Consider the following 25,858-nt stretch of genomic DNA (forward strand, 5'->3'; position numbering starts at 1 on the left):
TGGGGGCGAAATCTCGCCCCCTTTCAACATAGTGTTTGCATTATTTATTTGCCACCAAAGGAGTTTTCATCAATGGAGACAACGGTATCTTTCATATTCATAATCATATTCATTTTGCCTATTGTCACGGGTAGGATGTAGTGGGTGAAGAATTCAATGTTCTTCAACTGTCCATTATAAAATGCGATATCTTTTTTCTTGGCCTTTTCCAATGCCTTTGCAGCAACAGCAGCTCTCCACAGAAGCATCCATGCCATGATCACATCGCCAACTACTTCCATAAATGGATAGGCATGGGCAAATGCAGTCAAGATCTCAGCGCTCATGGCCTTGCCACCTATGGTCATTGCCACTTCGCCCAGCCTATTTAAGGCCTTTTCCAGTTCCTCAGCAAAGCCTTTTAGGGACTCAATTGATTTTGCTTCTGCTAGGGTCTTCTGGATTTCACCCATTACATCCATTATTGCCTTACCTTTCTTAAGACCCAACTTCCTTCCAAGGAGGTCCATTGCCTGGATTCCATTGGTTCCCTCGTAGATCATGGTGATCCTGCAGTCTCTTACATACTGTTCCATTGGATATTCTTTGGTATACCCATAACCACCAAAGACCTGAACCCCTAGGTTTGTAACTTCGTAAGCCCTATCAGTACCATAACCCTTACAAATTGGGATCAACACGTCAATTATATTTTGATATTTTTCTTTCTCTTCTTCGTTGTCTGTTACCCTCTTTAAGTCTTCCAAAAGTCCCACATACCAGAGTAAGGAGCGCATTCCTTCAACAAATACCTTCATTTGCAAGAGCATCCTTCTCACATCTGGATGCTGGATAATGGGTACTGGAGGAGCACTCTTGTCAAGGATGTCTTTTAGATGGCGTCCTTGTACCCTTTCCCTTGCGTAATTAACAGCTTCCATGTAAGAGGCTGAAGCCAATGCAGCTCCCTGGGAACCCACAAGCAACCTTGCCTGGTTCATCATGAGGAACATTTCCCTCATTCCTTTATTCTCTTGGCCCAAAAGGAGACCACGACACTTGCCTTTGCTACCCAGGGCCAGTGAGCATGTGGAGCTGCCGTGGATACCCATTTTTTCTTCAATACCAGTACATACCACGTCATTAAATTCACCCAATGAGCCATCTTCATTTACCCAATATTTGGGTACAATAAAGAGGGATATACCGTCAGTTCCTGGAGGAGCTCCTTCAATTCTTGCTAGAACTGGATGGATAATGTTTTCGGTTAAGTTCTGCTCGCCGCCAGTTATGAAAATTTTGTTTCCAGTAATGGAATATGTGCCATCATCATTTTTTACTGCAGTGGTTGTAAGGGCACCTACGTCAGATCCTGCCTGGGGCTCTGTTAAGAGCATTGTGCCACCCCATTCGCCAGTATAGAGCTTCTTTAAAAACAATTTTTTCTGTTCTTCAGTCCCAAAAGCCTCAATTAAGTGTCCAGCACCAATTGTCAAACCCACATAGAGCTGTAGGGCACAGTTTGCACCAATAAAAAAATCTCCAGCAGCCATGGCTACTGAACGGGGCATACCCTGACCACCCCAATCTGGATTTTCAGACATACCAATCCATTCGCCTTCTTTTAGGAGCTCATAAATCCTATGAAATTCTTCTGGAACAATAACCTTACCATCTTCAAGTTTAACACCAACTTCGTCACCGATCTTGTTTGTTGGAAGCATTTCTTTTATGGCCAGGTTTCTGGCTTCTTTTAAGATTAGTTCAATGGTTTTTTTGTTGAAATCTGCATACTTTTCGTACTTTTCACTTAATTCTTGAACCTTTAATTGTTCAAATAGTACAAAATCTACATCCCTGCGATCTGCTAACTGTTGTGCCATAACCAACTCCTTTTTTTAATTATTTTTCTTTGTCATTGCCAATACCCTTAACTATTAGATCCATTAAGGGATCAGCCATAGAAGACAAACTATATTTTTTTGAAGTGTAAACCCACGAGGTTATCACTTCATCAATAGCACCAACCATAAGCTGCCTAACCAATGGAATTGATAGGTCCTTTCTAATGGTCCCTTCCTTTTGCCCCAGTTCTATAATCTCTTTTACCAATTCCATGTACATATTGGACATTTCTTTTATTTTATCTTTAGATAAATGACTCCTTTTTTTAGACTCTACCTGATACACAATAGCCATTTCACGGCTATTTTCAAAGGCACTTAAATGGGCGTGTATTAACCTCCTAAGCTTATCTAATGCGTTTTTTCCCTTTTTTACTTCATCTTTGAATTTAGCAAACACTTCATTTGTACGATAGTTGAAAAAACTCCTTAGGATATCGTCCTTGTTTTTAAAATATAGGTAAATGGTCCCATCTGCCACCCCTGCCTCTTTGGCAATCTGAGATATGGTGGCCCTGTAGTACCCATATTTTGAAAAGGTCTTAATTGCTGCTTCTAAAATTTTTTCGTATTTTTCGTTTCTTTTTACTTCTCTATCTTGTCTATCTTGCATGGTGGCAGTTATATTTTCTAATAAGTTAAAATTTTTGAAAAAAATACTGAATGAATATTCATTCACGTTCCGTTTAGCAAAATTTAAATTAAAATGTCAAGAGTAATTAAAAAAAATAAGTGGTGATATGGCACAAAAATTTTTTGTTGAGTTGATTTCTATTGAAATTTTTTCTAGGCATCAGAATCATCTTGGCTATATCTATGAACCACCTTTAATATTCTATTGAATACCTGTTTATAGAAAAAATTACCTAGGAGGGCTTATGGGACAAAAGATCGTGATTGATCCAGTTACCAGGATAGAAGGGCATCTGGCTGTGAAATTAGAGACAGAGTACAACAAAGGACGTAATGTTATTACTTCTGCATATTCTGTTGGTGAAATGTTTAGGGGGTTTGAGGTCTTTTTAAGGGGTAGGGATCCATTAGATGCCCAGCAAATAACCCAGAGGATATGTGGGGTGTGCCCTATTTCCCACGGCATGGCATCCTGCAAGGCCCAGGAAGATGCTTATGGTATAAAGCCCAATAAAAATGGAAGGCTTCTACAAAATTTGATTTTAGCTGCCAATTATATACAGTCCCACATTGTGCATTTTTATCATTTGAGCGTACTGGACTATGTGGATGTCACTTCAATTGTGAGTTATCGTGGAAATGACTTAGAGCTAGTGAAATTAAAGGAATGGGCACTGGATAAATTAAAGAGTGCTAAAGCAGGGGAGCCATATGCCCTGGGTCCATTTTTGCCAAGGTATGAAGGTGATTTTTATGTAGAGGAGAGGGACGTAAATATTGAATTTGTAAAACACTACTTAATGGCCCTGGATATGAGGAGGAAAGCACATGAGATGTGTGCTGTATTTGGCGCAAAGGTTCCCCATGCAACGGCCTTAGTGCCTGGGGGATGCACCCAGATACCCACTGAAGAGAGGATTTTGTCGTATAGATCCAGACTTGAGTTATTAAAGGATTTTGTTGAAAGGGTGTATATTCCAGATGTATTTGCCCTGTTTTCCATTATGTCTGAATATTGGAAGATTGGCAGGGGATATAAAAATTTTCTTGCATATGGAGTATTTGATTTAGGTGGTGGTGATACCCTTTTTAATAGCGGCGCTATTATTTATGGTAAATATGAACCCCTGGATCTTACAAAGATTACAGAGGATGTAGAATTCTCAAGGTTTTCCTCCCCATCTTCCCTACACCCCAGCATGGGGGAGACCAAGCCAGATCCAGATAAAAGGGGTGCCTACAGCTGGTTAAAGGCTCCAAGGTATGATGGGCATCCAATGGAAGTGGGGCCCATTGCCAGGATGTTAGTTGACTACCATTTTCCTGGAAAATCCGTTGCAAGGCCCCTTTTAGATGGAGTTATGAAAAGATTTAATATTAAGATGGAAAATTTTTATTCAGTGGCAGGAAGGCATGTTACAAGGGCCTTAGAACTCAAGATTATTATTGAAAAGGCTATGGAATGGCTGGATGAGCTCCATGTTGACAAGGCCCCTGCCAGGGATTTTAGTTTGGTTAGAAAGGGAAAAGGGGTAGGCATAACTGAGGCCCCCAGGGGAGCCTTGGGACATTGGCTAACTATATCAGACTATAAGATAGATAGATATCAGTGTGTTGTTCCAAGCACATGGAATTTCTCTCCCAGGGATCACAATGGAAATCCCGGACCTGTTGAGAGGGCACTTGTAGGTGTAAATTTAAAGGACCTAAAACAGCCAATGGAAGCTGTTAGGATAGTCAGGTCCTTTGATCCCTGTCTTGCCTGTGCAATACACTAACATATTTGAGGGGATAAAATATGAAATCATTAACAAGAAGAGACTTTTTAAAAATAGGAAGTTATTTGGTTGCTGGCTTCGGGTTATCAAATACATTAACACCGGTCTTTGCCAGGGGGCTAGAAAAACTCAGTTATGGAACTCCAAAGATAGTATGGCTACAGGCTCAGGCTTGCAGTGGCTGTACTATTTCTTTTTTAAATGCCAATGCCCCTTACGTTCAGCAGGTAATCACGCAAATGGCATCTATTATGTTTCATCCCACTATTTCAGCTGCTCAGGGAGAAGTAGCTTTAAATATTCTGGAAAATATTAGGCAGAGTAGTTTTCCATATATCCTGGTTTTAGAAGGTGCTATTCCCCTTGATATGCCAAAGGCCTGTATGATTGGGGAGAAGACCTTTGAAGAGGTTGCACTGCCTTTTCTGGAAAATGCCCAATTCATTTTGGCAGTTGGTAGTTGTGCAACCTATGGTGGGGTACCTTCGGCTGAAGGAAACCCAACAGGGGCTGTGGGAGTAAAAGAATTTATGGAGAAAAAATCTATTCCTTATAAAAACAGGCTGGTAAATTGTCCCCTTTGTCCAACTCATCCAGATTCTATCGTGGGAACCCTTGGATATCTGGCAGCAAAAGGATATCCTGAAGTAGATGAAAATCTGCTCACTCCCAAGATGTTTTATGCCCATTCAGTTCACTACAATTGTCCCAGGTATCATTATTATGAAAAAGGGATATTTGCGTCAAAATTTGGAGAAGAGGGATGTTTGTTTAAGTTGGGTTGTCTTGGTCCTCTTAGTTACACTACCTGTCCCAGGAGACAATGGAATGGTGGAGTAAATTGGTGTGTTCGGGCAAATGCCCCTTGTATTGGATGCTCTCACCCATATTTTGCAAAATTTAGGGATTTCCCATTTTACAGAAAAGGCGAGCAATACCATAAAGTTAGGTACCAGGAAGAGGATAGAAAGAATTAGTAAGGGAGGTATGAAATGTCTTTATCTAATAAAATCTTTGGGGCAGTAATTTTAATAGTATTTTTTGTTGCACTGTCTGGTGCTATCTCATCTGTTAAACTGACACAAAGGGGATTTAACCTTATTTTTAAAGACCTTGCAAATTCCCTTCACAATATGGAAGATAGGATATCTAAAAATTTTATTGAAATAGGGAAATCCCAGGGTATTGGAATCTTGGAGTTGGCAGAAATCGCAGCAGGTGATTCCCTACTACCAGGGGAAGAGAAAAAATTCGAAATTGTGGCCAAACAAATTGGAGGGCTAAAGGGGATCGATGAATTTTCTTTTTTCAACAAGAATGGAAAAGTTGTACTTTCTTCTGTGGATAATAGGGTGGGAAAAAAATTGGATGTTAAAGCCTTGAAAAAATCAATATCTAAAAGATCTGTTGTTGTTAAACAAGACAAAGATTATCTACACCTTTACAAACCTATTTTTGTAGACGAGGACATGGCCAGGTTTAATCCCCATTGGAAGGTTGGTGATTTTTTTGGTCTTTTGTATCTTAAGATGTCCAAGGGTAACATGAACAAAATAATCCAAAAGAACCAGAAAGATATCTTGTCCATAATAGATAATGGAAAAACTAACCTTGACAAAACAATGAGAGAAAATATTTACTCAGCCATAATTGTGGGACTTATATCCCTTGTGCTAGGTATTCTTGTAATGTGGCTTATATTAAACACATCCCTTAAAAAACCTCTACTGAGAATGGTTGATTTTGCAAGGGACATGGCTGGTGGTGACTTTGATAAGACCCTGGAAGTCCATAATAAGGATGAAGTGGGGCAGGTAATTGAGGCGTTGAATCAGGTGGCAATTTGCACCCAGAACATAATTTCTCAATTTAATAAGGCTGTTTATGAGATATCCCATGGTCAACTGGACTATAGGGCAGATGCTTCAACTCTGTCTGGGGGATTTAAGGATTTGATTCGAGGTGCAAATAAGATAGCTGATACATTTGAGACGCTGATAAATAGTCTTCCTGTTGGTATAGCAAACTTTGATGGGGAATTTAATATAAAGTATGTAAACTTAGCAGTACAGAGAATGTTGGGAAGTAGTTTTAAGGAACTTATGGGTAGTAAATGTTGGAATCATTTAAATACACAAATATGTCGTACAGAAGAGTGTGTTTGCAAAAAGACCATGTCTAGCAGGGAACCCATTACAAAGGAGGTGGAAGCCAACATAAATGGAGAAATAAAACATTTAGATGTAACTGGACTTCCAATAATTGGCTTAGATGGCAATGTGGTAGGTGCTACAGAAGTTGTCTATGACCTCACAGAAATTAGAAATATCTATAAAAAATTGCAGGACGCAATTAACAGGGCCATTGATATTTCTTCTAACCTGGCCTCTGCTTCTTCAGAGTTGGCTGCGCAAGTAGAAGAGGTGAGTCGAAGTGTAGATGATCAGGGATCTAAAACAGCAGAGATAGCAACTGCAATGGAGGAAATGAATTCTACTGTGTTAGAAGTTTCAAAAAATGCCCAGCATACTGCGGAGGACGCTGAAGATACAAAAAATATGACTGAGGAAGGTAGCAAGGCAGTTAATAACTCCTTTGAACTTATGAAAAATGTCCAGGAAAAGGCCAGACAGCTGCTTTCAGACATGAAGGAAATGGAAGACCATGCCCAGGGTATTGGTGAGATCATGAATACTATATCAGATATAGCAGACCAGACAAATCTCCTGGCACTAAATGCAGCAATAGAGGCAGCTAGGGCAGGGGAAGCAGGAAGGGGTTTTGCGGTAGTGGCAGATGAGGTGAGAAAACTTGCTGAAAAAACAATGGTAGCTACCACGGAAGTTGGAGAATTTATAGAAAGGATTCAGCAGACAAGCAAAGTAAATATGCAATCCACCAAGGCAGTTAATGAAGCGATTGAGGAAAATATGAAACTGTCGAAAACTGCTGAAGCAGTCCTAAATAAGATGCTTGAGCTTGCAAATAGGACTTCTGACCAGATAAGAAATATAGCCACTGCAGCAGAAGAACAATCTGCAACCACTGAACAGATTTCAAGGTCAACAGAAGAGGTAAATGTAATATCTCAGGAAATAAGAGAGACCATGAATCAGTCTGTGGAGGCTATTACTGATTTAAATGAACTTGCACAGGAATTAAATAACCTAATTGAAGAGATGAGGAAAATTTAATATGTTGTTTATCCTTGACATGTTTTTTTTATATTTATAAGCTTCAAATCTTCACAAAAACAGATGCCTTGTTCTCTGAATTTAGATTCAGAGGACCAAAAGACCAAAAGGAGGTGTTATGAAACTTAGAAAGTATGAAACCTTGATTTTGTTTAATCCTGACATGTCCAATTCTGAACGTCAAGAAGTGCTTGAGGATTTAACAAATGTAGTAGAGCAGGAATACAAAGGTAAACTGCTCATAACCGATGATTGGGGAATTAAAGAGTTGGCATACCCAGTTAATAAACATACGAGAGGGCACTATGTGCGCATTGAGTACGGGGTGCCTGGCAATGCAATCCAGGAAGTGGAGAGAAAATTAAGGTTAAATGAAGATGTGTTTAAATTTCTCACAGTTAAACTAGAGGACAAATTTGAGATAGAGGAGGACTAGTTATGGCATTTAAATTTACACCCCGTAAAAAATTTTGTCGCTTCTGTGCAGATAAAAATCTGCCTTTGGACTATAAAAGGCCTGATATATTAAAAGATTTTGTGACCGAGAGGGGAAAGATAATTGGCAGAAGGATTACTGGCACATGTGCAAAACACCAGAGGAAGTTGACAAGAGAAATCAAAAAGGCAAGACAGATGGCCCTTATGTACTACACCACCATTCACAGTGTGGAAGTGAATAAGAAAATTAAAGGAGTATAGGGATGAGGGTTATACTTAGGACAGATATAGAAAAATTAGGCAAACTTGGGGATGTGGTGGATGTTAAACCTGGGTATGCCAGGAATTATCTTTTGCCAAAAAAGCTGGCCATGCTGGCAACCCCATCTAATCTAAAAGTTTTTGAGCATGAGAAGAAGAAATTAGAAGAAAAACTCAATGCTGTGAGATTTCAGGCTAAGGAGTTGGCCGCTAAATTGGAAAGTGAAAAAATCGAGATTTTTGTACGAGTAGGTGAAGGTGACAAACTTTATGGATCTGTTACTTCCTCGAATATTGTAGATGAACTGAGAAAAAGAGGGTTTGAAATCGATAGAAAGAAAGTGGAATTAGACAAACCCATCAGGTCGTTGGGTGATTATCAGGTTCCTGTGAAGCTCTATCCTGGTGTAGTGGCCACCTTAAATGTGTCTGTGGTGAGGTACCAGGAAGAAGGTGATGAACAGGCAAACCAAGGTGAGTAATTATGAGAGAAGGCCTTTTGTCTCCTCTCCTGAGAAGGTCCTGTCAGAGCTCATAAAAAAGGTCCCCCCCCATAATTTAGAAGCTGAACAAGCAGTATTGGGGGGGGTTTTGATAGATAATTCAATCTTCCATTCCATATTAGAAGTTTTAAAGCCTGAAGATTTTTACAGCCCGGCCCATAGGGTTATTTTTCATACCTTTTTAGAATTATATTCAAGAAATTCTCCAATAGATCTAATTACAGTAAAAGAAGCCCTGGAAAAGGCAGGTAAACTGGAAGAGGTTGGGGGTGTTGTGTACCTTGCCAGCCTTAGTGACCAGATAATCCCATCTGCAAGTGCTATACATTATGCTGAAATAGTTAGAGAAAAGGCAATAAAAAGGGAACTTATAACTGGTGGGGCAAGAATAATTAATCTGGCGTATGAGTTTGATGAGGACACAGACACCCTGTTAGATGAAGCAGAACAATCCATATTTCAGATATCAGAAGCCAGGGTGCTCCCTAGATTTAAATCCAGTAAACAGCTTGTTGATGAAATTTTTGAGCAACTAACTGCCAGGTTTGAGAGAAAGGAACTCATAACTGGGGTCCCAACTGGTTATAAAAAACTGGACGAATTAACTGCAGGCCTGCAGCGCACTGATCTCATTATCATAGCAGGGAGGCCCAGCATGGGTAAGACAGCCTTTGGACTGAATATAGGAATGCGGGCTGCATGTGAACACAATGTCCCAACTGCCATTTTTTCCCTTGAGATGTCCATGGAACAACTTATGATGCGTATGCTGTGTGCCAGGGCCAAGGTGGATTTAAAGAATATGCGAACTGGTTTTTTAAAGGATGAGGATTGGGCCAGGTTGTATGTTGCTGCTGATGAGCTTTCAAAGTCGCCCATATACATAGACGATACGCCTGCATTGGAACCCCTAGAGCTTAGAGCCAGGTGCAGGAGACTCAAAAGTGAAAAGGGGCTAGGCCTGGTTATTATTGATTACTTACAGCTTATGCATGTTCCCCAAAAAAGGGACTCAAGGGAACAGGAAATTTCATATATATCCAGAAATTTAAAGGCCCTTGCAAAGGAAGTTGATGTCCCAGTAATCGCCCTTGCCCAGTTAAACAGGAAGGTGGAAGAGAGGAAGGACAAAAGGCCAATGCTATCAGATTTAAGGGAATCTGGGGCAATTGAACAGGACGCAGACGTGATAATATTTTTATACAGGGATGAGGTGTACAACAAAAAGGAAGACAATCCCAAGAAAGGGATAGCAGAAATAATCATTGGGAAGCAGAGAAATGGTCCAATAGGCAGCTTGGAACTTGCATTTTTATCCAATTGTACTGCCTTTGAAGAGCTTGAAATAAGGGAAGAGTAGATTTTTAGGAGTAAGATTATGGTGCAAGAGTATTTACATAAAGAAGAAGTGATGTCCAGAGATGAGCTAACACAGCTTCAATTACAAAGGCTTAAACACACCATTAGGCAAGCAAAGAAAGGACTTTTTTACTGGGATCGCTTAAGCGGCATTGAACCCGAGGATATAAAATCAATAGATGATATAAAAAGTCTTCCATTTACCACAAAAGACGATTTAAGGAATAACTATCCTGTGGGGCTCTTAACTGAGTCAGTTGCTAAAATGGTTAGACTCCACGTATCATCTGGTACAACTGGAACTCCAACAGCAGTACTGTATACAAGGAAGGACTTAGATACTTGGGCAGATTTAATGGCCAGATGTATGTATATGGTAGGTATAAGACCATGGGATATTTTCCAAAATCTCAGTGGTTATGGGCTTTTTACTGGTGGGCTAGGTATTCACTATGGCGCTGAAAGACTGGGTTGCTTGACCATCCCTGCAGGGGCTGGTAATTCAAAGCGGCAGATAAAACTCCTAAAGGATTTCAGGGTAACGGCAATTCACATCATTCCGTCTTATGCCCTTCACCTGGCAACTGTTTTTGATGAATTAGAGGTTGACCCAAAGTCTCTGCATTTAAAAATTGCCTTAATAGGAGCAGAACCACATACAGAAGAGGTTCGTAGGAGAATAGAGGAAATATATGGGGTAAAGGCATATAATTCCTATGGACTCTCAGAGATGAATGGCCCTGGGGTGGCATTTGAATGTACTGAACAAAATGGTATGCACCTGTGGGAGGATGCTTATCTACTGGAAATAGTTGATCCAGAGACCTTGGAGCCTGTAGAAGATGGAGAAGTGGGAGAGCTTGTGCTAACAACACTTACTAGGGAGGGTATGCCCCTTATTAGATACAGGACCAAGGATTTAACTGCCATTATTCCAGGTGAATGTCCATGTGGCAGGGTACATAAGAGGATAGCTAGGATTACAGGTCGTTCAGACGATATGATTATATTAAAGGGAGTTAATATCTATCCAATGCAGGTTGAAAAAGTGCTTATGTCCATCCCTGAAGTGGGACAAAATTACCTTATAATTTTGGAAAAAGAGGGATATATTGACCAGATGAGGGTGCAAGTGGAGATAAAGGACGAATACTTTGTTGAGGATATGAGGGAGCTCAAAAAGCTTCAAAATAAGATAGCCAGAAGGCTAAAGGAAGAAATTCTTATTACCCCCAAGGTAGAGTTGGTTGAACACAAGAGTCTGCCAAGGAGTGAGGGAAAGGCTATAAGGGTTATAGACAAGAGAAATGAAAAATAAGGTCAGGGGAGTTTAGTTATGTCTGGGAGTTATCCTGAGTACAGGGGAGATCTAGAATATGTGTGTCAGGTGTGTGGCTCCAGGTTTGATAGTGATGAGCTCCTGTACACATGCCCAAATTGCAAGGGGGTTTTTCTCTTAAAGGACAAAAAGTTCAATGAGCTAAAGAAGATTTCAGGAGAAAGGTGGAGAGAAATTTTTGATGAAAGGGCAAAGACCAAGATCTATCAGCTAAGAGGGATCTTTCGATTTTTTGAATTAATGGCACCAATTTTGGAGCAAGGGGATATAGTATATCTTGGTGAAGGAAATACTCCCATTGTCTTTGCTTCTGAGAATTTTAAACGATATTTGGGAATTAATTTTGCCTATAAAAATGAAGGACAAAATCCCAGTGCTTCCTTTAAAGATAGAGGCATGGCCTGTGCCTTTAGTTATCTTAAATATCTGATTAGAAAAAAAAGTTATAAAAACATCCTTGCCATCTGTGCCTCAACAGGTGATACATCGGCTTCTGCAGCCATGTATGGCGCATATGTTGGAGATCCAATAAAAAGCGTTGTTCTGCTTCCCCATGGAAAAGTAACCCCTGAGCAGCTTGCTCAACCCCTGGGAAGTGGAGCCACAGTGCTGGAATTGCCAGGGGTATTTGATGACTGTATGAAGGTTGTGGAATATCTGGCTGATAATTACAACGTTGCACTTCTAAATTCAAAGAATAGCTGGCGAATTTTAGGGCAGGAATCCTATTCCTTTGAAATAGCTCAGTGGTTTGATTGGGATTTATCTGGCAAAGTTATCTTTGTTCCAATTGGAAATGCAGGAAATATTGCAGCCATTATATCTGGTTTCATAAAGTTATATGAGCTCGAAATAATAGATACCTTGCCCAAAGTTGTGGGGGTACAATCATCCCATGCCGATCCTGTTTACAGGTTCTATGCAATGGATGAAGATAGGAGAAAATACGAGCCTGTATCAGTTAGACCATCTGTTGCCCAGGCTGCTATGATAGGAAATCCTGTTTCCTTTCCAAGGGTTAAGGAACTCGTTTCCAAATATGAGTCCATAGGCGGTGGTGGTATATTTAATGTGGTACAGGTGGAAGAGCAACAGATAATTGAAGGCATGTTAACTGTAAATAAAAATGGCCACATAGCATGTACCCAGGGTGGTGAATGTTTTGCAGGTATGTTACAGGCAAAGGAACAAAAGATAATTGATAAAGATGAAATTTGCATATTAGATGCAACTGCTCATTCATTGAAATTTCTCAAATTTCAGCAAATGTATTTTGAGGATAATTTCCCTACAGAATATGAAATTTCTCCAAAGGATGAGTTAAAAAATTTTCCTAGCTTGGTTTTGGATATTGCAGAAAAGGATTCCTTATCCAGGAAAGAATTTTATAAAAAAGCTGTTGACAATATAGTAAGTCATTTAGGACTTCAGACGAAAAAGTAATATTAGTTATAAATTTAACAGATAAATTTTATAAAGGGGAGAAAGGGGGGCATTTAGCCCCCTTTTTATATTACTTTATTAGTTATAGATCTCTTTTTTTCAAGGCGATTCCAATACAGGTTATTGCTCCCCCCCATGTTACTGCAATTCCAAAAATCATCATTAAAATTGATCCAGTGCTCATATTACCTGCTCCTTTTTATTTTTTATAATTATTATTAAAGCTGCGTCCCATTTGCATGATAAAGCTGAGGATTATAATTCCAATAACTATTGCCCATCCAAAGATTAATATTGCACTAGTTGGATAACCCCCGTAAGGTTTCTTGATATCGCCAATAAGATTACCAATAGCCATATAACCTAAAACTATTGGAGTGAGGATCTTTAAACAAAAGTTCCACCACTTACCCACAGAGAAGTCTGAAAGGGAATTTGCATGTTCACGTAATGAATCCAGTTTGAAAAACCAGGAGAGCAAGAGGACTTCTACCAGGCCAGCAAATACAATTCCAAAATTATTGATAAAGTGATCTACTATATCCAATATAAGTAAGCCGCCCTGAGTTGTAAAAATAAGGCTTAATAAAAAGCCTACTACACAAAATAAAGATGTAGTTGGTTTGCGATCCCATTTAAACTTGTCCATAAGACCTGAAACACATGTTTCAGTTATTGAGATCATTGAAGAGAGACCAGCAAAAACTAAGCTTAAGAAAAATAGAGTTCCAAAGAACTTAGCACCAGGCAATAAACTAATTGCCTTTGGTATTGTCACAAACGCCAGTCCAACCCCTGCTCCAGCTACATCTTTTATGCTAACACCCTGTTTTTGGGCCATATATCCAAGTACTGAAAAGATCATGATACCTGCTAAGATGCTAAAGCCACAATTTACAAAAGTGGTGATCATTCCATTATTATTTATATCGGATTTTTCTGGCAAGTAACTTGCGTAGGTTATCATAATTCCAAAACATATGCTAAGCGAGAAAAATATCTGACCATAAGCTGCAGTCCAGACTTTGTAGTTTAATATTGCACTAAAATCAGGTCTAAATAGCCACTGGAGTCCTTCTGATGCCCCTTTTAATGTAACTGCCCGACCCAACATGATTAGTAATAAGATAAAAAGCAGTGGCATAAAAATCTTATTGGAAAATTCAATTCCTTTTTTTACTCCACTAAACAATATCAACCAGGTAATTAACCAGATCACAAGAGTTGATATAAATATTGGCCACACAATGTTTCCCCACTGCATTGGACTGGATGAGAGGTGAAGGAATTTACTAAAGAAGAATCCTTTTGTGTCCTGACCCCATCCTAAATTAAAGGCAAGTAATGTGTAATTTAATGCCCATGCAATGACCACAACATAATAGATGGAGATTATAAATGAAATAAAAACCTGCCACCATCCAAGCCACTCCCATTTTTCCTTTGCCTTTGCAAAGGACATTGGAGCTGATCCTTTATACTTGTGTCCCAATGCAAATTCCAGAATAATAATGGGGATACCTGCAGTTAACATTGCAAAGAAGTAGGGAATTAGAAATGCTCCACCTCCATTGTCATAGGCCATGTAAGGGAAACGCCAGATGTTCCCTAGCCCTATTGCAGAACCTACAGCTGCAACTACAAAACCAAGCCGTGTACCCCATTGTTCTCTTTCTGCCATTTTGTCCTTCCTCCCTTTTTAAAAATATTCAAATGGTTGCCTTCAATTTGCCCATAGTTTAAGAAAACAGAGAAAATAGTGTCAACTCCAAATTATAGGTAGAATATGGGAATTCAGAGTTTAGGTCTGTATGTTTAATGTTACTTCTTTAGTCCTCATTAGTTCATGGAGTTTACTTTTTAAGCTATAATTTTCTAAAGTTACAGCACCACTATGTTGTTTTTCAGGCTATTTAATAGCTCTTTGTCTGTAAAGTCAAAGTGAAGGGGGGTTAAGGTTATATATCCCTTGGTCAAATTCGCCCTGTCTGAATCAGGAGAGATCTGGTCTTCTGGGATATATCCACAGAGCCAGAAATAGGGTTTTCCCCTGGGATCTTGTCTTTCTTCATACCAATCCCTATACACTGCCTGTGTCTGGGCACAAACCTTTATTCCCCTTACTTTTTTTAGGGGTACATCCGGGAAATTTAGATTTAATACCCGGTTCTTAAATCTATCCCATTCTATTTTTTCTATTAATTTTGCAACAAATTGTGCCTGGTCGCTAAGATCCTCAGGTGAAAAGTTGTCTATTGACACAGCAAGAGCACTGACACCAGCAAGGGCTGCTTCTGTTGCAGCTGCAACTGTTCCAGAATATAAAATATCCACCCCTACATTGGCGCCATTATTTATTCCAGATATTAACAAATCAGGAGGATTTTTTAAGATCTTTGTGAGTCCAAGTTTAACACAATCCACAGGTGTTCCAAAAACCCCTATTCCTTCAAAGTTTTCATTTTTCACCTGTTTGATTCTAATGGGCGTTGCAAGGGTCACAGCATGGCCCACTGCTGATTGTTCAGTTAGGGGTGCTATTACTTTAACATCATGACCTGCTTCCCTTAAACTTTTGTACAATGCCCTTAATCCAACTGACCAGATTCCATCGTCATTGGTTATAACAATTTCCATCTTTACCTTGTTTTGTATTTTGGTTACATTTTGGGTTAGTGTGTTTTTAACAAGAGTAACATGTGGGAAAAGGATAAATAACAACCTTATATTTGGCAAGGATTATGGTAGTTAAAAAGAAATTTATCAGTGAACTTAAATGTGGCGACAGGGTTGATGATATCTTCGTGGTAACCAAGGCAAGACAGGGCTCATCAAAAAATGGTCCTTATTGGGATATGGAACTCCAGGACAAAAGTGGGAGAATTCCTGCAAAAATTTGGTATCCACAAAGTGCTCAATATGATGAGATAAAAGAAGAGACTTTTGTTTATATTAGTGGATTTGTTGATTCTTATAGGGAGAATCTCCAGATAATTGTCCAGTCCTTAAAGGTCTTAATAGAAAATAAAGTAAGTATAGAGGATTTTTTACCCACCACAAAAGTGCCCCCAGAAAGGCTTATGATGGAGTTGGAGGAATTGTGTTTTAAAAATCTAAAATACAGGCCATGGAGTCGATTAATAGGGATGATATTAAAGGATAAAGACATTAGAGATAGATTTATGAGTTGTCCTGCTGCAAAGACAGTGCATCATGCATATATTGGAGGCCTTTTAGAACACACTTTAAATGTGTGTAAGCTCTGTCTGGAAATATCTAGCCTATATCCAGAGGTGGATAGAGAGATTTTACTTGTTGGAGCAGTACTTCACGATATAGGAAAGATTGAGGAATTTAAGGGAAGTGTTATCTTTAACTATACTGATAGAGGTCAGTTGCTTGGGCATGTAGTGATGTCAGTTTTGTTGATAGAACCTTTTATTAAGAAAATAAAGGGATTAAACGAAGACTTAATAATGCACTTAAAGCATATTATACTATCCCACCATGGTGAGTATGAGTTTGGTTCACCTAAAAGGCCAAAGACAAGGGAGGCCTTGATTGTGCATTTTGCTGACAACATAGATGCCAAGTTAAATATAGTGAATGGCCTTGTTAACGACCTAGAGTATGAAGAGGAGAATTGGTCAAAGTACCAGCGTTTTTTGGAAAGGAAAATATTTAGACCAGTACATACAGGTGATCTAGTTGAAGATGGAAGAGCGAAGAAGAGGAGGTCTATTGATCAATGTTTATTGCCTTTGAAGGAATAGAGGGTTCTGGAAAGAGTACCCAGTCCAAATTGCTTGCCGTGACTCTCAAAGAAGCAGGCCTTGATATTGTGTATACCAGAGAGCCGGGGGGGTGTTGTCTGGGGAATGAGCTTAGAAAAATTTTGCTTGATTCAAAAAATAAAAATCTTGATCAGCGGTCTGAATTATTTATGTATCTTGCAGCAAGGTCCCAACATGTAAAGGAAAAAATCATCCCTGCCTTAGAAGAGGGTAGAGTGGTTATTGTGGATAGATTTAATGATTCCACCATTGCATATCAAGGATATGGAAGAGGTCTAAATATAGATTTTGTATATAAGCTTTGCGATTTTTCCTCCTACGGCCTTTGGCCTGATATTGCCATAGTTCTGGACATGCCTGTTGAAATAGGCATTGAGAGGGCCAGATCTAGGAACCAACAATATAGAGGTCCTGGTAATGATGAGTCCAGATTTGAAGAAGAAGATTTGGAATTTCACAAAAAGGTGAGGGAAGGATATCTGCAACTCCACAGAAATTTTAGCCATAGGATTACTCTTATAGATGCCCAGGGCAATGTGGAGGAGGTTAGATCTAAGGTCTTTGCTTTAATAAAAGAGAGATTTGGTTTATAGATATTGGGAGACTCAATGGACAACATAGCTGTTATACTTTGTAGAACTAAATATTCAGAAAACATTGGTTCAGTTGCAAGGGCATGTGTAAATATGGGTGTAGATGAGATGATATTGGTAAGTCCCAAAGAATTTGATTTAAATAAGGCTAGGCCTTTGGCTACTCCCAAGGGCAAAAACGTTCTAGAAAGGGCATCCATTGTATCTAATCTTGAAGTTGCGTTGGAGAATTTTAATAAAGTTTATGGTACCACTGCTAGGACCGGGGGATGGAGGAAAAGGATCTTGCTTCCCCAGCAGGCAGCTTCTCAAATAGCAGAGGACATAGCAGAAGGAAGAAGGGTTGCCTTGGTGTTTGGACCAGAAGATACAGGGCTTTTAAATGAAGAAATAGAATTGTGTGGGCAACTTATCACAATCCCCACAAATCCTAATGCATGGTCTTTAAATGTGGCGCAGGCAGTTTTGATTATTTTATATGAATGTTTTAATAAAATATCCTTTTACAAATGGAATAAGACGAATTTGGAAAAAGATTTGAGTAGATATGCCACCCATAAGGATTTACAATTATTATTTGAAAGCCTAAAAAAAGTGCTTAGTGAGATTGACTTTTTATTGCCTGAAAATCCAGAGTATTTTATGCTTCCCATAAAGAGATTTATCCATAGGATAAATTTAAAGAAAAATGAGTTCAATATGTTAATGGGGATATGTAGGCAATTGCTCTGGTATTTTAACGGGCAAAAAAATAAGGAAAAATAAATTTTTCTTGCAATAGTTGGTTTTTTGTCTAAAGTAGATACATCTCCCAGTGATATATATTTTTGTTAACCTCAAAAAAGGGAGAGGAAAGTATGCAAGACACAAAACAAAAACATGACCAGATGCTACAGTTAGTTTCATTTAAGCTTGGAGATGAAGAATTTGGCGTGGATATTATGCAAGTTCAGGAAATAATAAGGATGCAAAACATTACCTCTGTCCCTAATGCACCTGATTTTGTGGAAGGGGTGATTAATTTACGTGGTAGGGTAATCCCCATAATAGATTTGAGAAAGAGATTTGGCCTGGAAGAAAAATCCCATGATAAAGCCACGAGGATTATAGTGGTAAAGGTAGAAGAGATAACAGTGGGACTCGTGGTGGATGAAGTGTCAGAGGTATTGCGTATTCCAATAGATACAGTGGAACCACCTCCACCTATAGTAGCAGGGGTAGAGTCTGAATATATTAAAGGAGTGGGCAAGCTAGAAGACAGATTGCTTATATTATTAGATCTCACCAAGACTTTAAGTAAAGAAGAAAAAGCATCTTTGCAGATGATGTAGATGGATAAAAATAAGTATCGAGCACTTATATCTTCAGATTGGAATGAATGTTTGTCTCCATCCAGGCCCTTTGATCCTATAACTTTCAGATATCCTGAACTTTCAGAAAAGGTTCAGGATATTTTTATTAAATATACATCAAATCAGATATCTTATAAAGATGCACTGGGTAAAATAAAGAGTTTTTTACCTGGTGCAATAACTCAAACAGATATGGATTATTACTTAAAGGAAAAGTTTTCTGTCTACCCAGGTATATTTGAGTTTATTAATTGGTGTAGAGATAATCACATACTTTTTATGATTAATACAACTGGTTTTATAGGGTATTTTGAGAGAGCTATATCCCTGGGGCTACTTTCCAATATAAGAATAATCAGCGGTAGCCCGTTTATAAGATTTAATATGTCTTCCAAAGGGCATTCTTTTTTGGAGCTAAATGAAATAGATGACAAGCCCAAAAATACTTTCTTTGTGGCAACAAAATATAAAATCAAGAGGATTTTTTTAATCGGTGATTCTGGAGGTGATGGTCCTCATTTTGTTTGGGGAAGACAAAATGGATGTGTATTAATTGGATGTATGGCTAAACCATCTCTCAAGTCTTTTTGCAATAAACATGGAGTTGAGATTGATCATTTTGTTGGGGACTATAGATCCAGTTCAAATAAGATTAATTTAATAGAAGTAATCAAAAAATATATGGATGAAGAATAGGTAAGGTAAACCAATTACTTTTCCGTGTAAAAATAGTATCGCTCCACAAAGAAGTCTTTAATATTGACTTGTGGCCACATCCAGAAGGTCTCGAAACCCCTCCCAAGTATGAGGCTAGATGGTAGCGGGTTATATATCATCTCATCTGTATAAATAACATCTACCCTTTTAAAATTTAGTTCTCTGTATGACTTTTCAGATTTATCCACACTCACCTCTATTAGATTTAATGAGGGATGGCTTATTTTGATGTGTTTTTGGTTTACACCTGATTTGGAATTATTGCGTTTAACCACAACTCCATACCTTGGAGGCGCAATATGTTGTATAAAGTTTTGTAGAGAGGTATTGGAGCTTCCCACCCAAAAATAGGACCAAAATGGGTCAAAGCCTAATTTTAAATTCCCCACGTGTCCATCCGTCATCCTATACACATCAGGTATTCCCAAAAGTTCCAACGTAACCAATATATTTATTGGCCATGTGTTGTAGCTTCCTACTACATAAGTATCAATGCCAAGTATCCTTGGAATTATCAAAAGGGCTATTAATTGGGCGAGAGAGTCTACTTCTTTAGATAGAAAAACAAGCACTCCTTTTTTCTTTTGATATGTTTTTATTATCTCTATTTGTTCAAAAAAATAGTGATCTTTTTTTATTGAAGATGCAGTGGCTAGTTTTTTCTGAAAAATTTTATAACTAAGGGAGATAGATTTTTTTATTATAGATTTAACATATGGTTCTATACTATCATAAGCCCTGTCAAACTCATAGTCCTCTATGGGGCAAAGCTTATTAGCTTTTACAACTTCCTCTATAGCCAGCTCTTTATTTTTACCCATAGGCCTCCATATTTTTTTTCTTGTCTTTGTTTTGATAATTTTAGGTCATATCTTATATATGAAACCTTAGCCATGTATTTTGAATAATTCACTATCTCTTTGAATTCAGGAAAGTTTTTTTGAATGTATTCAAATCTCTTCCACGCTCCTTTGTATCGCTTTGTCCTGAAGTAAAAATTGGCAATGTATATTTCATGTTTTGCGAGAATGTATCTACATTTTCTTAAAAGTTTTTTAGCCCTGGGAATATATTTAGAACGGGGATAGGCCTCAATTAATCTGGTAAAATAGGATATTGCTTCTTGTATACATAGTTGAGGGAGATCTATACTTGGTTTTTGCATGTAATTGGATAAACCGATCTGGAATATTACATAGTCTATATTTTTGTGACCAGGATGTAGGGACTCAAATTCTTTATAGGTGGTTTCGGCCTCTTCATATTTTTTTGCATAAAAATAGCTATCACCAAGGAGTAGCTCTGCCCTAACTGTATAAGGGCTAAAGGGATATTTGTCTTTCATTTTCTGGAAGTATTCTATTGCATTGTCATAATCTTTTTCATTTAAGGCATCTTGTCCAGCTTCTAAGAGTTCAAGTGGTGTTTTTGGCTTTGGTTTTAAAAAATAGTAGTCAATAATCCCACAACCCGAAAACACCAGACAAAAAAATATACTCACTACAGTTAATCTGATTTTCATATTTTATATCCAGTGCTTGATTTAATTATTTCCCTGGAGGAAAAGGTATGCAGAGTGAGCAGCCTGTGCCCCATCTCCAGCTGCTGTGACAACTTGTCTACAGGTCTTTGATCTCACATCTCCTGCTGCAAAGATACCAGGTAGGTTGGTTCTCATCTCATTGTCTGTTACAATAAATCCCTTTTCATCTAGATTTAAATCTTGTGGAACAAAATTGCTATTTGGACTCATCCCAATAAAGACAAAGACCCCGTCTACTTTTAGCTGTGTTTTGTCCTGGGTTTTTCTATTTAACACTAAAATTTCCTCAACATTTTCTTTTCCTCTTATTTCTTCAACCACTGAGTCGTAGATAACCTCTATTTTGGGATTGTTGAGTACTCGTTCTTGATATATTTTGTATCCCCTAAATTGATCTCTCCTGTGGATTAGATATACTTTTTTCGCTAATTTTGAGAGATATAGGGATTCTTCCAGTGCAGTATTACCCCCTCCAATACAGGCCACCACCTGATCCTTGAAAAACATACCATCACAAAGGGCACAATAGGACACACCTCTGCCTGTAAATTCTTCTTCTCCAGGTATGCCCAACTTTCTATGGCTTGCTCCAGTGCAAATAATCACAGTTTTGGATCTAACCTCTTGTTCTGAGAGTATTATTTTGTTGTCTTTATATGCATGTTGTATTTCAAGGACTTCATCTGTAAACTTGTCCACATCAAAGGAGGACAGGTGGTTTTCCATTTTTGCCATGAGCTCATATCCTTTTATCCCCTCTGGAAATCCAGGATAGTTTTCAATAATCTCTGTATTTAACACCTGTCCTCCAGGGGCAAATTTCTCAGCCCATCCAATTTCAAGTCCCGCTCTAAGCAAATACATACAGGCTGTTATCCCTGAGGGTCCTCCGCCAATTACAAAAGCCTCATATTTTTTCATTGTTAAAACGCCTTTTCATCTATCATCTTTTTCAGGTTACTTTTTGCAACCGCGCCTGTAACTTGTGATACAACTTCACCATTTTTAAATAAAATAAGTGTTGGTATGGCTCTAATGCCATATTTACTTGGTGTGGATGGATTTTCATCAACATTCATTTTTACTATTTTGATTTTCCCCTCATATTCTTGGGCCAATTCTTCTACAACCGGTGCAATAGCCCTACAAGGTCCACACCAGGGTGCCCAAAAGTCAACCAATACTGGCAATTCACTTTTTAACACTTCTGCCTCGAAATTGTTGTCATTAACTGGATTTGCCATAAGTTCCTCCTGAAAAAATAGTTAAATTATAAATTTGCTCACCAATATGTTAAATATAGATATTAGCAAGATGTGTTATTTGTCAACTCTTGTTTTAGCATTTAAGTAGTCAAAGGGGATGGGACGACCTCTGGGTATTGCATCAATATCTATTGGATGTACAAAACCCCTTTCAAATAAGATCTTTCCTCCAAAGGCTATCATAATACCATTGTCTGTGCAAAATCTCTGCTCTGGGAAATAGATAGGCAAAGAGTAATTAGTAGCAAGGCCCCTTAGGTAACTTCTGATTATAGAGTTGGCTGCAACTCCCCCTGCAACTAATATTGACTTAATTCCTTTAAAGTTTTTTATTGCCCTATCCAACTTAATTTCCAGGGTTTTTGCAACGCAGTGATTAAAAGAAGAACAGACCTTAGCTATCATTGGGCTCATTTTTTTTATGTGCTCACGATTAATTTTTGTGGGCATTTTATTAAGCCTGATTTCTGGATGTTTGTTTATAAAATTAAGCACCGCGGTTTTTAGTCCACTAAAACTAAAATCCAGATTTTTATTGTCTATATAAGGAATTGGAAACATATTTGGTTCTGGAGTTTCATGCTGGGACAGTATGTCAATATATTTTCCACCTGGATAAGAGAGGTTTAGTAATTTTGCGGTCTTGTCAAAGGCTTCGCCCACTGCATCATCCAATGTCCTTCCTATAAGCTCAAATGTTATAGGATCTTTTATTATATATAGTTGGGTGTGGCCTCCTGATATTAGGAGGCCAATTGCTGGAAACTCAATATGTTTGTCAATAACACATGAGAGGATATGGGCATGGAGGTGATTTACGCCAATTAAAGGAACGTCCAAAGAGATGCATAGCCCTTTCGCAAATCCTAGTCCAACGAGCAGGCTCCCCATGAGTCCAGGCCCCCTTGCAACACATACAACATCAATGTCTTCTGGAGTTAGCGACGATTCATCTAAAAGTTGTGTAAACAAAATTGGGATAGCCTCTAAGTGGTTTCTCGAGGCAATTTCAGGTACAACTCCTCCATAAACAGCGTGTATATTTTCTTGAGAGATAAGCTTTTCACATAATATTTCATTATCTTGTAACAACGCCAGTCCAGTTTCATCACAAGATGTCTCAATCCCTAGGTATATGGTCATATTATAGTTAATCGCTTTTACTTTCTTTGTATATTTCTTGGACCTTCTCCACCTCTTTTTTAGATCCTATAAAAAGTGGTGTCCTCTGATGCAACTCCTGGGGTTCTATCTCCAATATCCGTTTTAGGCCATCAGTAGCCATTCCCCCAGCGTGTTCTGCAACCATTGCCAGAGGAGAAGCCTCGTAGAGCAATCTAAGCTTTCCCTTGGGCTTTTTGGGGTCCCTGTAATCTGCAGGATACATGAAAATGCCACCATATAGCAGTGTCCTATGAAAATCAGCAACCAATGAGCCAATGTACCTTAAACTGTATAGTTTTCCCAAATCACTATTTGGATCCTTAAAAGTAGAAACCACCTTCTGGGTGGCCCCGTCCCAGTAATTCCAATAAGCTTCATTTACTGAGTAGATCTTACCTTGGTCAGGTATTCTGATATCTGGGTGTGAAAGTAGAAATTCTCCAACTGTTGGATCCAGGGTAAAACCGTGAACGCCTCCATCCTTGGTGGTATATACCATCATTGTTGATGGGCCATAGATAAAATATCCAGCTGCCACCTGCTCAACTCCCTTTTGAAGCACATCGCTTAACTCAACTTCTGGACCAACTCTCTCCCTTTTGGCCCTATATATGGAGAAAATTGTTCCAATATTGACATTGGCTTCAATATTTGATGACCCATCCAGGGGATCAAATACCAAAAAATAATCTCCAAGTGGTAGCCCATGGGGTATTTGGATAAGGTCAGCATGTTCTTCTGATGCCATTGCACAGAGAACCCCTGCCCTTTGCATCCTATGGACAATTACTCTATGGGCATACTCATCAAGTCTAGTAACCTGTTCCCCATGGACATTTTTGTCCCCTGTATAACCCAAAATGTCTACCAGGCCAGCTTTATTTACCTCTCTGGATATAATTTTTGCAGATAAGATTAGTTCATTTAAAAGTCTGGTAAAGCGTCCAGTTGCCATTGGAACCTGCTTCTGGTGTAGCAGAAGATGTTCCACAACAGTTACCTGTCTCATCTATGGCCTCCTTAAGGTGTTAATTTTTATAACTTAATTAAATAAAAAATAGGTTTTTCCCCTAAAAATCTCACCAACCAATAAAAATTGGCTTTTCTCGTATGTATTATACCCTTAATTTGTTTTTTTATCAACGAATTCCAATGAATTCCAGAGAGATTAGCTGTATTAATTCCATTTCCAATAATTACATGGTTGTCAGCTACAATTCCAAATTTTTGTAGCAGGTTGCACTTGTGAAAGGCCAAATTCTTTAAATCTACTACAATTGAAATAAGATAGTAATTATCCTCTCCATTCCTCTGGCGGTTAACAATAATAAGTTTGTTTTTAGAAATAAGATAAGATATAGGATTTAAGGTCTCCTTTGAGTATAGATCATTAATATTTTCTTTTGCTATGCATAGTTTTTCACCCCTTTGTTTTCTTAAACTAACCTGACCATTTTTGCTCTCCATTATATATATCCCCAGTATCCAGGGCCTTTGGGATAGGACTATATTTGATTTTTGTTCAAAGTTGTCAATGGACAAAGTTTCAATGATATTTATGAGTTGGTCCAGCTCAGTATCAAAATTATAAAAAGTATCTGCTATTTTTTTCTCACCCCTGGGCAGTTTCCACCTCTTTTGGGAGATTTTTGTGTCCACCTTTAAAAATCGTCCTTCCCATAGATAGGTTACCTTTGACCAGATAGATGAGCACCCTGTAAAAAAGATCATGAAAAAACACACCCAGAATAACTTCTTCAAATCGTATCCTCCTATTCTTATTTTTTTATATTGTAAAAGAAATAAAATTTTATTAATAATTAACAAAAAATCATTTGCAGTACCCTTGAACTTCTATCCTGTTTGACTCATAAAAGGCAACCCAAAAAAGGGGATAAAAATGGAATTTGGAGTAATCTTTTTATTAGTTATTGCGTTCACCTCTATTGATTTTTTTATTTATTTGAATATGAAAGAAAAATTTAGAAATACCTCTACCAGAGTTGAGGATGAATATAACAAGATCAGGACAAAATATGAAGAGCTAAAAGGTGAGGTAGAGGTGTTAAAAAAAGAGCTCCAAGAGAAGGAAGCCTACTATGTAAAATTAAAAAATAAACAAGAGGTCAAAGCAAAGGAAGAGGCAGAATCCAAGCCTGACGAGGTTAAAATTTTACTTTCTGAAAAATTGGTCTCCCTCCATGATATAAAAAAAGCAAAAGAGTTTATAAAAAATAACAATTCTCCTCTTTCCATTGTGGATGTGCTGGTTATGTTGGGCAAGTTGGATGCAAAGGGGGCTGAACTTGTTAAGTCAAAAATAGGGAAAGATGGATAAATGGTTATAGGAATTTCTGCAATAATTATATTTTTGATATCTTTTTGGGTACTAGGTTATATGTACCAACAAAACAGCTCACAAATGTCTGTTAAAGAGAGAAGGTTAAGGGAAAGTATCAATTCCATTAAAATAAAAATGCAGGCACTGGAAAGAGAAAAGAGTATTTATCAAAAGAAGATTGAGACCATTGATCGAGACATTAAAGAACTAGAAGAACAGATAAAAGACCTGGAAGAAAGGGAAATTTTAGTATAAGAA

28 protein-coding genes are annotated in these 25,858 nt (G+C 38.2%); 16 read left to right on the forward strand and 12 right to left on the reverse strand.

The features are described from left to right. Window positions 1–44: 44 nt before the first annotated feature. Both ACYQ0O_RS00755 and ACYQ0O_RS00760 read right to left on the reverse strand, forming a co-directional pair. A complete protein-coding gene (locus ACYQ0O_RS00755; protein WP_459889713.1) occupies window positions 45–1,862 on the reverse strand; it encodes an acyl-CoA dehydrogenase in 1,818 nt (605 codons plus the stop codon). Between the two features lie 19 nt (window positions 1,863–1,881). Further along, window positions 1,882–2,496 carry a TetR/AcrR family transcriptional regulator gene (locus ACYQ0O_RS00760; protein WP_459889715.1) on the reverse strand — a complete coding sequence of 205 codons (615 nt, stop codon included), beginning with the start codon at window positions 2,494–2,496 and terminating at the stop codon, window positions 1,882–1,884. Between the two features lie 265 nt (window positions 2,497–2,761). Between ACYQ0O_RS00760 and ACYQ0O_RS00765 the strand changes: the two genes are divergently transcribed. The 9 genes from ACYQ0O_RS00765 to thrC all read left to right on the forward strand — a co-directional run bounded on the left by ACYQ0O_RS00765 (window position 2,762) and on the right by thrC (window position 12,831). Further along, entirely contained in the window at window positions 2,762–4,294 is a 1,533-nt protein-coding gene (locus tag ACYQ0O_RS00765) for a nickel-dependent hydrogenase large subunit (protein WP_075067825.1), read from the forward strand. A gap of 20 nt (window positions 4,295–4,314) precedes the next feature. Continuing rightward, window positions 4,315–5,271, forward strand: a complete 957-nt coding sequence (locus ACYQ0O_RS00770; RefSeq protein ID WP_459889718.1) for a hydrogenase small subunit — start codon at window positions 4,315–4,317, stop codon at window positions 5,269–5,271. Between the two features lie 15 nt (window positions 5,272–5,286). Further along, window positions 5,287–7,488 (forward strand): methyl-accepting chemotaxis protein, encoded by a 2,202-nt coding sequence (locus ACYQ0O_RS00775; protein WP_459889720.1) that lies wholly within the window; start codon window positions 5,287–5,289, stop codon window positions 7,486–7,488. A gap of 118 nt (window positions 7,489–7,606) precedes the next feature. Beyond that, window positions 7,607–7,924, forward strand: a complete 318-nt coding sequence (rpsF, locus tag ACYQ0O_RS00780; RefSeq protein WP_075067819.1) for a 30S ribosomal protein S6 — start codon at window positions 7,607–7,609, stop codon at window positions 7,922–7,924. Window positions 7,925–7,926: 2 nt separating this feature from the next. Then, entirely contained in the window at window positions 7,927–8,187 is a 261-nt protein-coding gene (gene rpsR, locus ACYQ0O_RS00785) for a 30S ribosomal protein S18 (protein ID WP_459889722.1), read from the forward strand. Between the two features lie 2 nt (window positions 8,188–8,189). Next, complete coding sequence (rplI, locus tag ACYQ0O_RS00790) at window positions 8,190–8,669, forward strand: 50S ribosomal protein L9 (RefSeq protein WP_459889724.1); 480 nt, start codon at window positions 8,190–8,192, stop codon at window positions 8,667–8,669. Next, a complete protein-coding gene (dnaB, locus tag ACYQ0O_RS00795; RefSeq protein WP_459889726.1) occupies window positions 8,644–10,050 on the forward strand; it encodes a replicative DNA helicase in 1,407 nt (468 codons plus the stop codon). Before rplI ends, dnaB begins: the two co-directional genes overlap by 26 nt. An 18-nt stretch (window positions 10,051–10,068) precedes the next feature. Next, window positions 10,069–11,367 carry a phenylacetate--CoA ligase family protein gene (locus ACYQ0O_RS00800; protein WP_459889728.1) on the forward strand — a complete coding sequence of 433 codons (1,299 nt, stop codon included), beginning with the start codon at window positions 10,069–10,071 and terminating at the stop codon, window positions 11,365–11,367. 18 nt (window positions 11,368–11,385) lie between these two features. Continuing rightward, a complete protein-coding gene (gene thrC / locus ACYQ0O_RS00805; RefSeq protein WP_459889730.1) occupies window positions 11,386–12,831 on the forward strand; it encodes a threonine synthase in 1,446 nt (481 codons plus the stop codon). An 82-nt stretch (window positions 12,832–12,913) separates the two neighbouring features. Here the strand turns inward: thrC and ACYQ0O_RS00810 are convergent, their stop codons facing one another. The 3 genes from ACYQ0O_RS00810 to surE form a co-directional block, all read right to left on the reverse strand. Beyond that, window positions 12,914–13,015: a MetS family NSS transporter small subunit gene (locus ACYQ0O_RS00810; protein ID WP_459889732.1), complete on the reverse strand. Its 102-nt coding sequence runs from the start codon at window positions 13,013–13,015 to the stop codon at window positions 12,914–12,916. 15 nt (window positions 13,016–13,030) lie between these two features. Beyond that, window positions 13,031–14,512, reverse strand: coding sequence for a sodium-dependent transporter (locus tag ACYQ0O_RS00815; protein WP_459889734.1), 1,482 nt, complete (start codon window positions 14,510–14,512; stop codon window positions 13,031–13,033). A gap of 200 nt (window positions 14,513–14,712) precedes the next feature. After that, window positions 14,713–15,468, reverse strand: coding sequence for a 5'/3'-nucleotidase SurE (gene surE / locus ACYQ0O_RS00820; RefSeq protein ID WP_459889736.1), 756 nt, complete (start codon window positions 15,466–15,468; stop codon window positions 14,713–14,715). Window positions 15,469–15,572: 104 nt separating this feature from the next. On the opposite strand from surE, the gene ACYQ0O_RS00825 reads away from it, so the two are divergent. The 5 genes from ACYQ0O_RS00825 to ACYQ0O_RS00845 all read left to right on the forward strand — a co-directional run bounded on the left by ACYQ0O_RS00825 (window position 15,573) and on the right by ACYQ0O_RS00845 (window position 19,266). Next, window positions 15,573–16,604 carry a CRISPR-associated endonuclease Cas3'' gene (locus tag ACYQ0O_RS00825; protein WP_459889738.1) on the forward strand — a complete coding sequence of 344 codons (1,032 nt, stop codon included), beginning with the start codon at window positions 15,573–15,575 and terminating at the stop codon, window positions 16,602–16,604. Further along, window positions 16,580–17,218 carry a dTMP kinase gene (gene tmk, locus ACYQ0O_RS00830; protein ID WP_459889740.1) on the forward strand — a complete coding sequence of 213 codons (639 nt, stop codon included), beginning with the start codon at window positions 16,580–16,582 and terminating at the stop codon, window positions 17,216–17,218. The genes ACYQ0O_RS00825 and tmk overlap by 25 nt, the downstream gene beginning before the upstream one ends. Window positions 17,219–17,233: 15 nt before the next feature. Then, window positions 17,234–17,983 (forward strand): RNA methyltransferase, encoded by a 750-nt coding sequence (locus ACYQ0O_RS00835; protein WP_459889742.1) that lies wholly within the window; start codon window positions 17,234–17,236, stop codon window positions 17,981–17,983. 92 nt (window positions 17,984–18,075) lie between these two features. After that, entirely contained in the window at window positions 18,076–18,549 is a 474-nt protein-coding gene (locus ACYQ0O_RS00840; RefSeq protein ID WP_075067818.1) for a chemotaxis protein CheW, read from the forward strand. Continuing rightward, a complete protein-coding gene (locus ACYQ0O_RS00845) occupies window positions 18,550–19,266 on the forward strand; it encodes a hypothetical protein (protein WP_459889745.1) in 717 nt (238 codons plus the stop codon). It abuts the gene before it with no gap. Between the two features lie 14 nt (window positions 19,267–19,280). On the opposite strand, the gene ACYQ0O_RS00850 is transcribed toward ACYQ0O_RS00845, so the two are convergent. The 7 genes from ACYQ0O_RS00850 to ACYQ0O_RS00880 form a co-directional block, all read right to left on the reverse strand. Further along, a complete protein-coding gene (locus ACYQ0O_RS00850; RefSeq protein ID WP_459889747.1) occupies window positions 19,281–20,108 on the reverse strand; it encodes a hypothetical protein in 828 nt (275 codons plus the stop codon). Beyond that, window positions 20,081–20,809, reverse strand: coding sequence for an outer membrane protein assembly factor BamD (locus tag ACYQ0O_RS00855; RefSeq protein ID WP_459889749.1), 729 nt, complete (start codon window positions 20,807–20,809; stop codon window positions 20,081–20,083). Before ACYQ0O_RS00855 ends, ACYQ0O_RS00850 begins: the two co-directional genes overlap by 28 nt. Before the next feature lie 21 nt (window positions 20,810–20,830). Continuing rightward, entirely contained in the window at window positions 20,831–21,751 is a 921-nt protein-coding gene (gene trxB / locus ACYQ0O_RS00860; protein ID WP_459889751.1) for a thioredoxin-disulfide reductase, read from the reverse strand. 2 nt (window positions 21,752–21,753) lie between these two features. Beyond that, window positions 21,754–22,074: a thioredoxin gene (gene trxA / locus ACYQ0O_RS00865; protein WP_075067814.1), complete on the reverse strand. Its 321-nt coding sequence runs from the start codon at window positions 22,072–22,074 to the stop codon at window positions 21,754–21,756. Window positions 22,075–22,149: 75 nt separating this feature from the next. Then, window positions 22,150–23,238: a tRNA (adenosine(37)-N6)-threonylcarbamoyltransferase complex transferase subunit TsaD gene (gene tsaD / locus ACYQ0O_RS00870; RefSeq protein WP_459889753.1), complete on the reverse strand. Its 1,089-nt coding sequence runs from the start codon at window positions 23,236–23,238 to the stop codon at window positions 22,150–22,152. Window positions 23,239–23,245: 7 nt separating this feature from the next. Next, a complete protein-coding gene (gene fbp / locus ACYQ0O_RS00875; protein WP_459889755.1) occupies window positions 23,246–24,268 on the reverse strand; it encodes a class 1 fructose-bisphosphatase in 1,023 nt (340 codons plus the stop codon). Window positions 24,269–24,294: 26 nt separating this feature from the next. After that, on the reverse strand, window positions 24,295–25,020 hold the full coding sequence (locus ACYQ0O_RS00880; protein ID WP_459889757.1) for a hypothetical protein: 726 nt from the start codon (window positions 25,018–25,020) through the stop codon (window positions 24,295–24,297). A 139-nt stretch (window positions 25,021–25,159) separates the two neighbouring features. Between ACYQ0O_RS00880 and ACYQ0O_RS00885 the strand changes: the two genes are divergently transcribed. Together ACYQ0O_RS00885 and ACYQ0O_RS00890 are read left to right on the forward strand one after the other, a co-directional pair. Continuing rightward, entirely contained in the window at window positions 25,160–25,597 is a 438-nt protein-coding gene (locus ACYQ0O_RS00885) for a hypothetical protein (RefSeq protein ID WP_459889759.1), read from the forward strand. Then, window positions 25,598–25,855, forward strand: coding sequence for a hypothetical protein (locus ACYQ0O_RS00890; RefSeq protein ID WP_075067811.1), 258 nt, complete (start codon window positions 25,598–25,600; stop codon window positions 25,853–25,855). Window positions 25,856–25,858 lie beyond the last annotated feature (3 nt).

The sequence above is a fragment of the Desulfothermus okinawensis JCM 13304 genome (assembly GCF_054654515.1).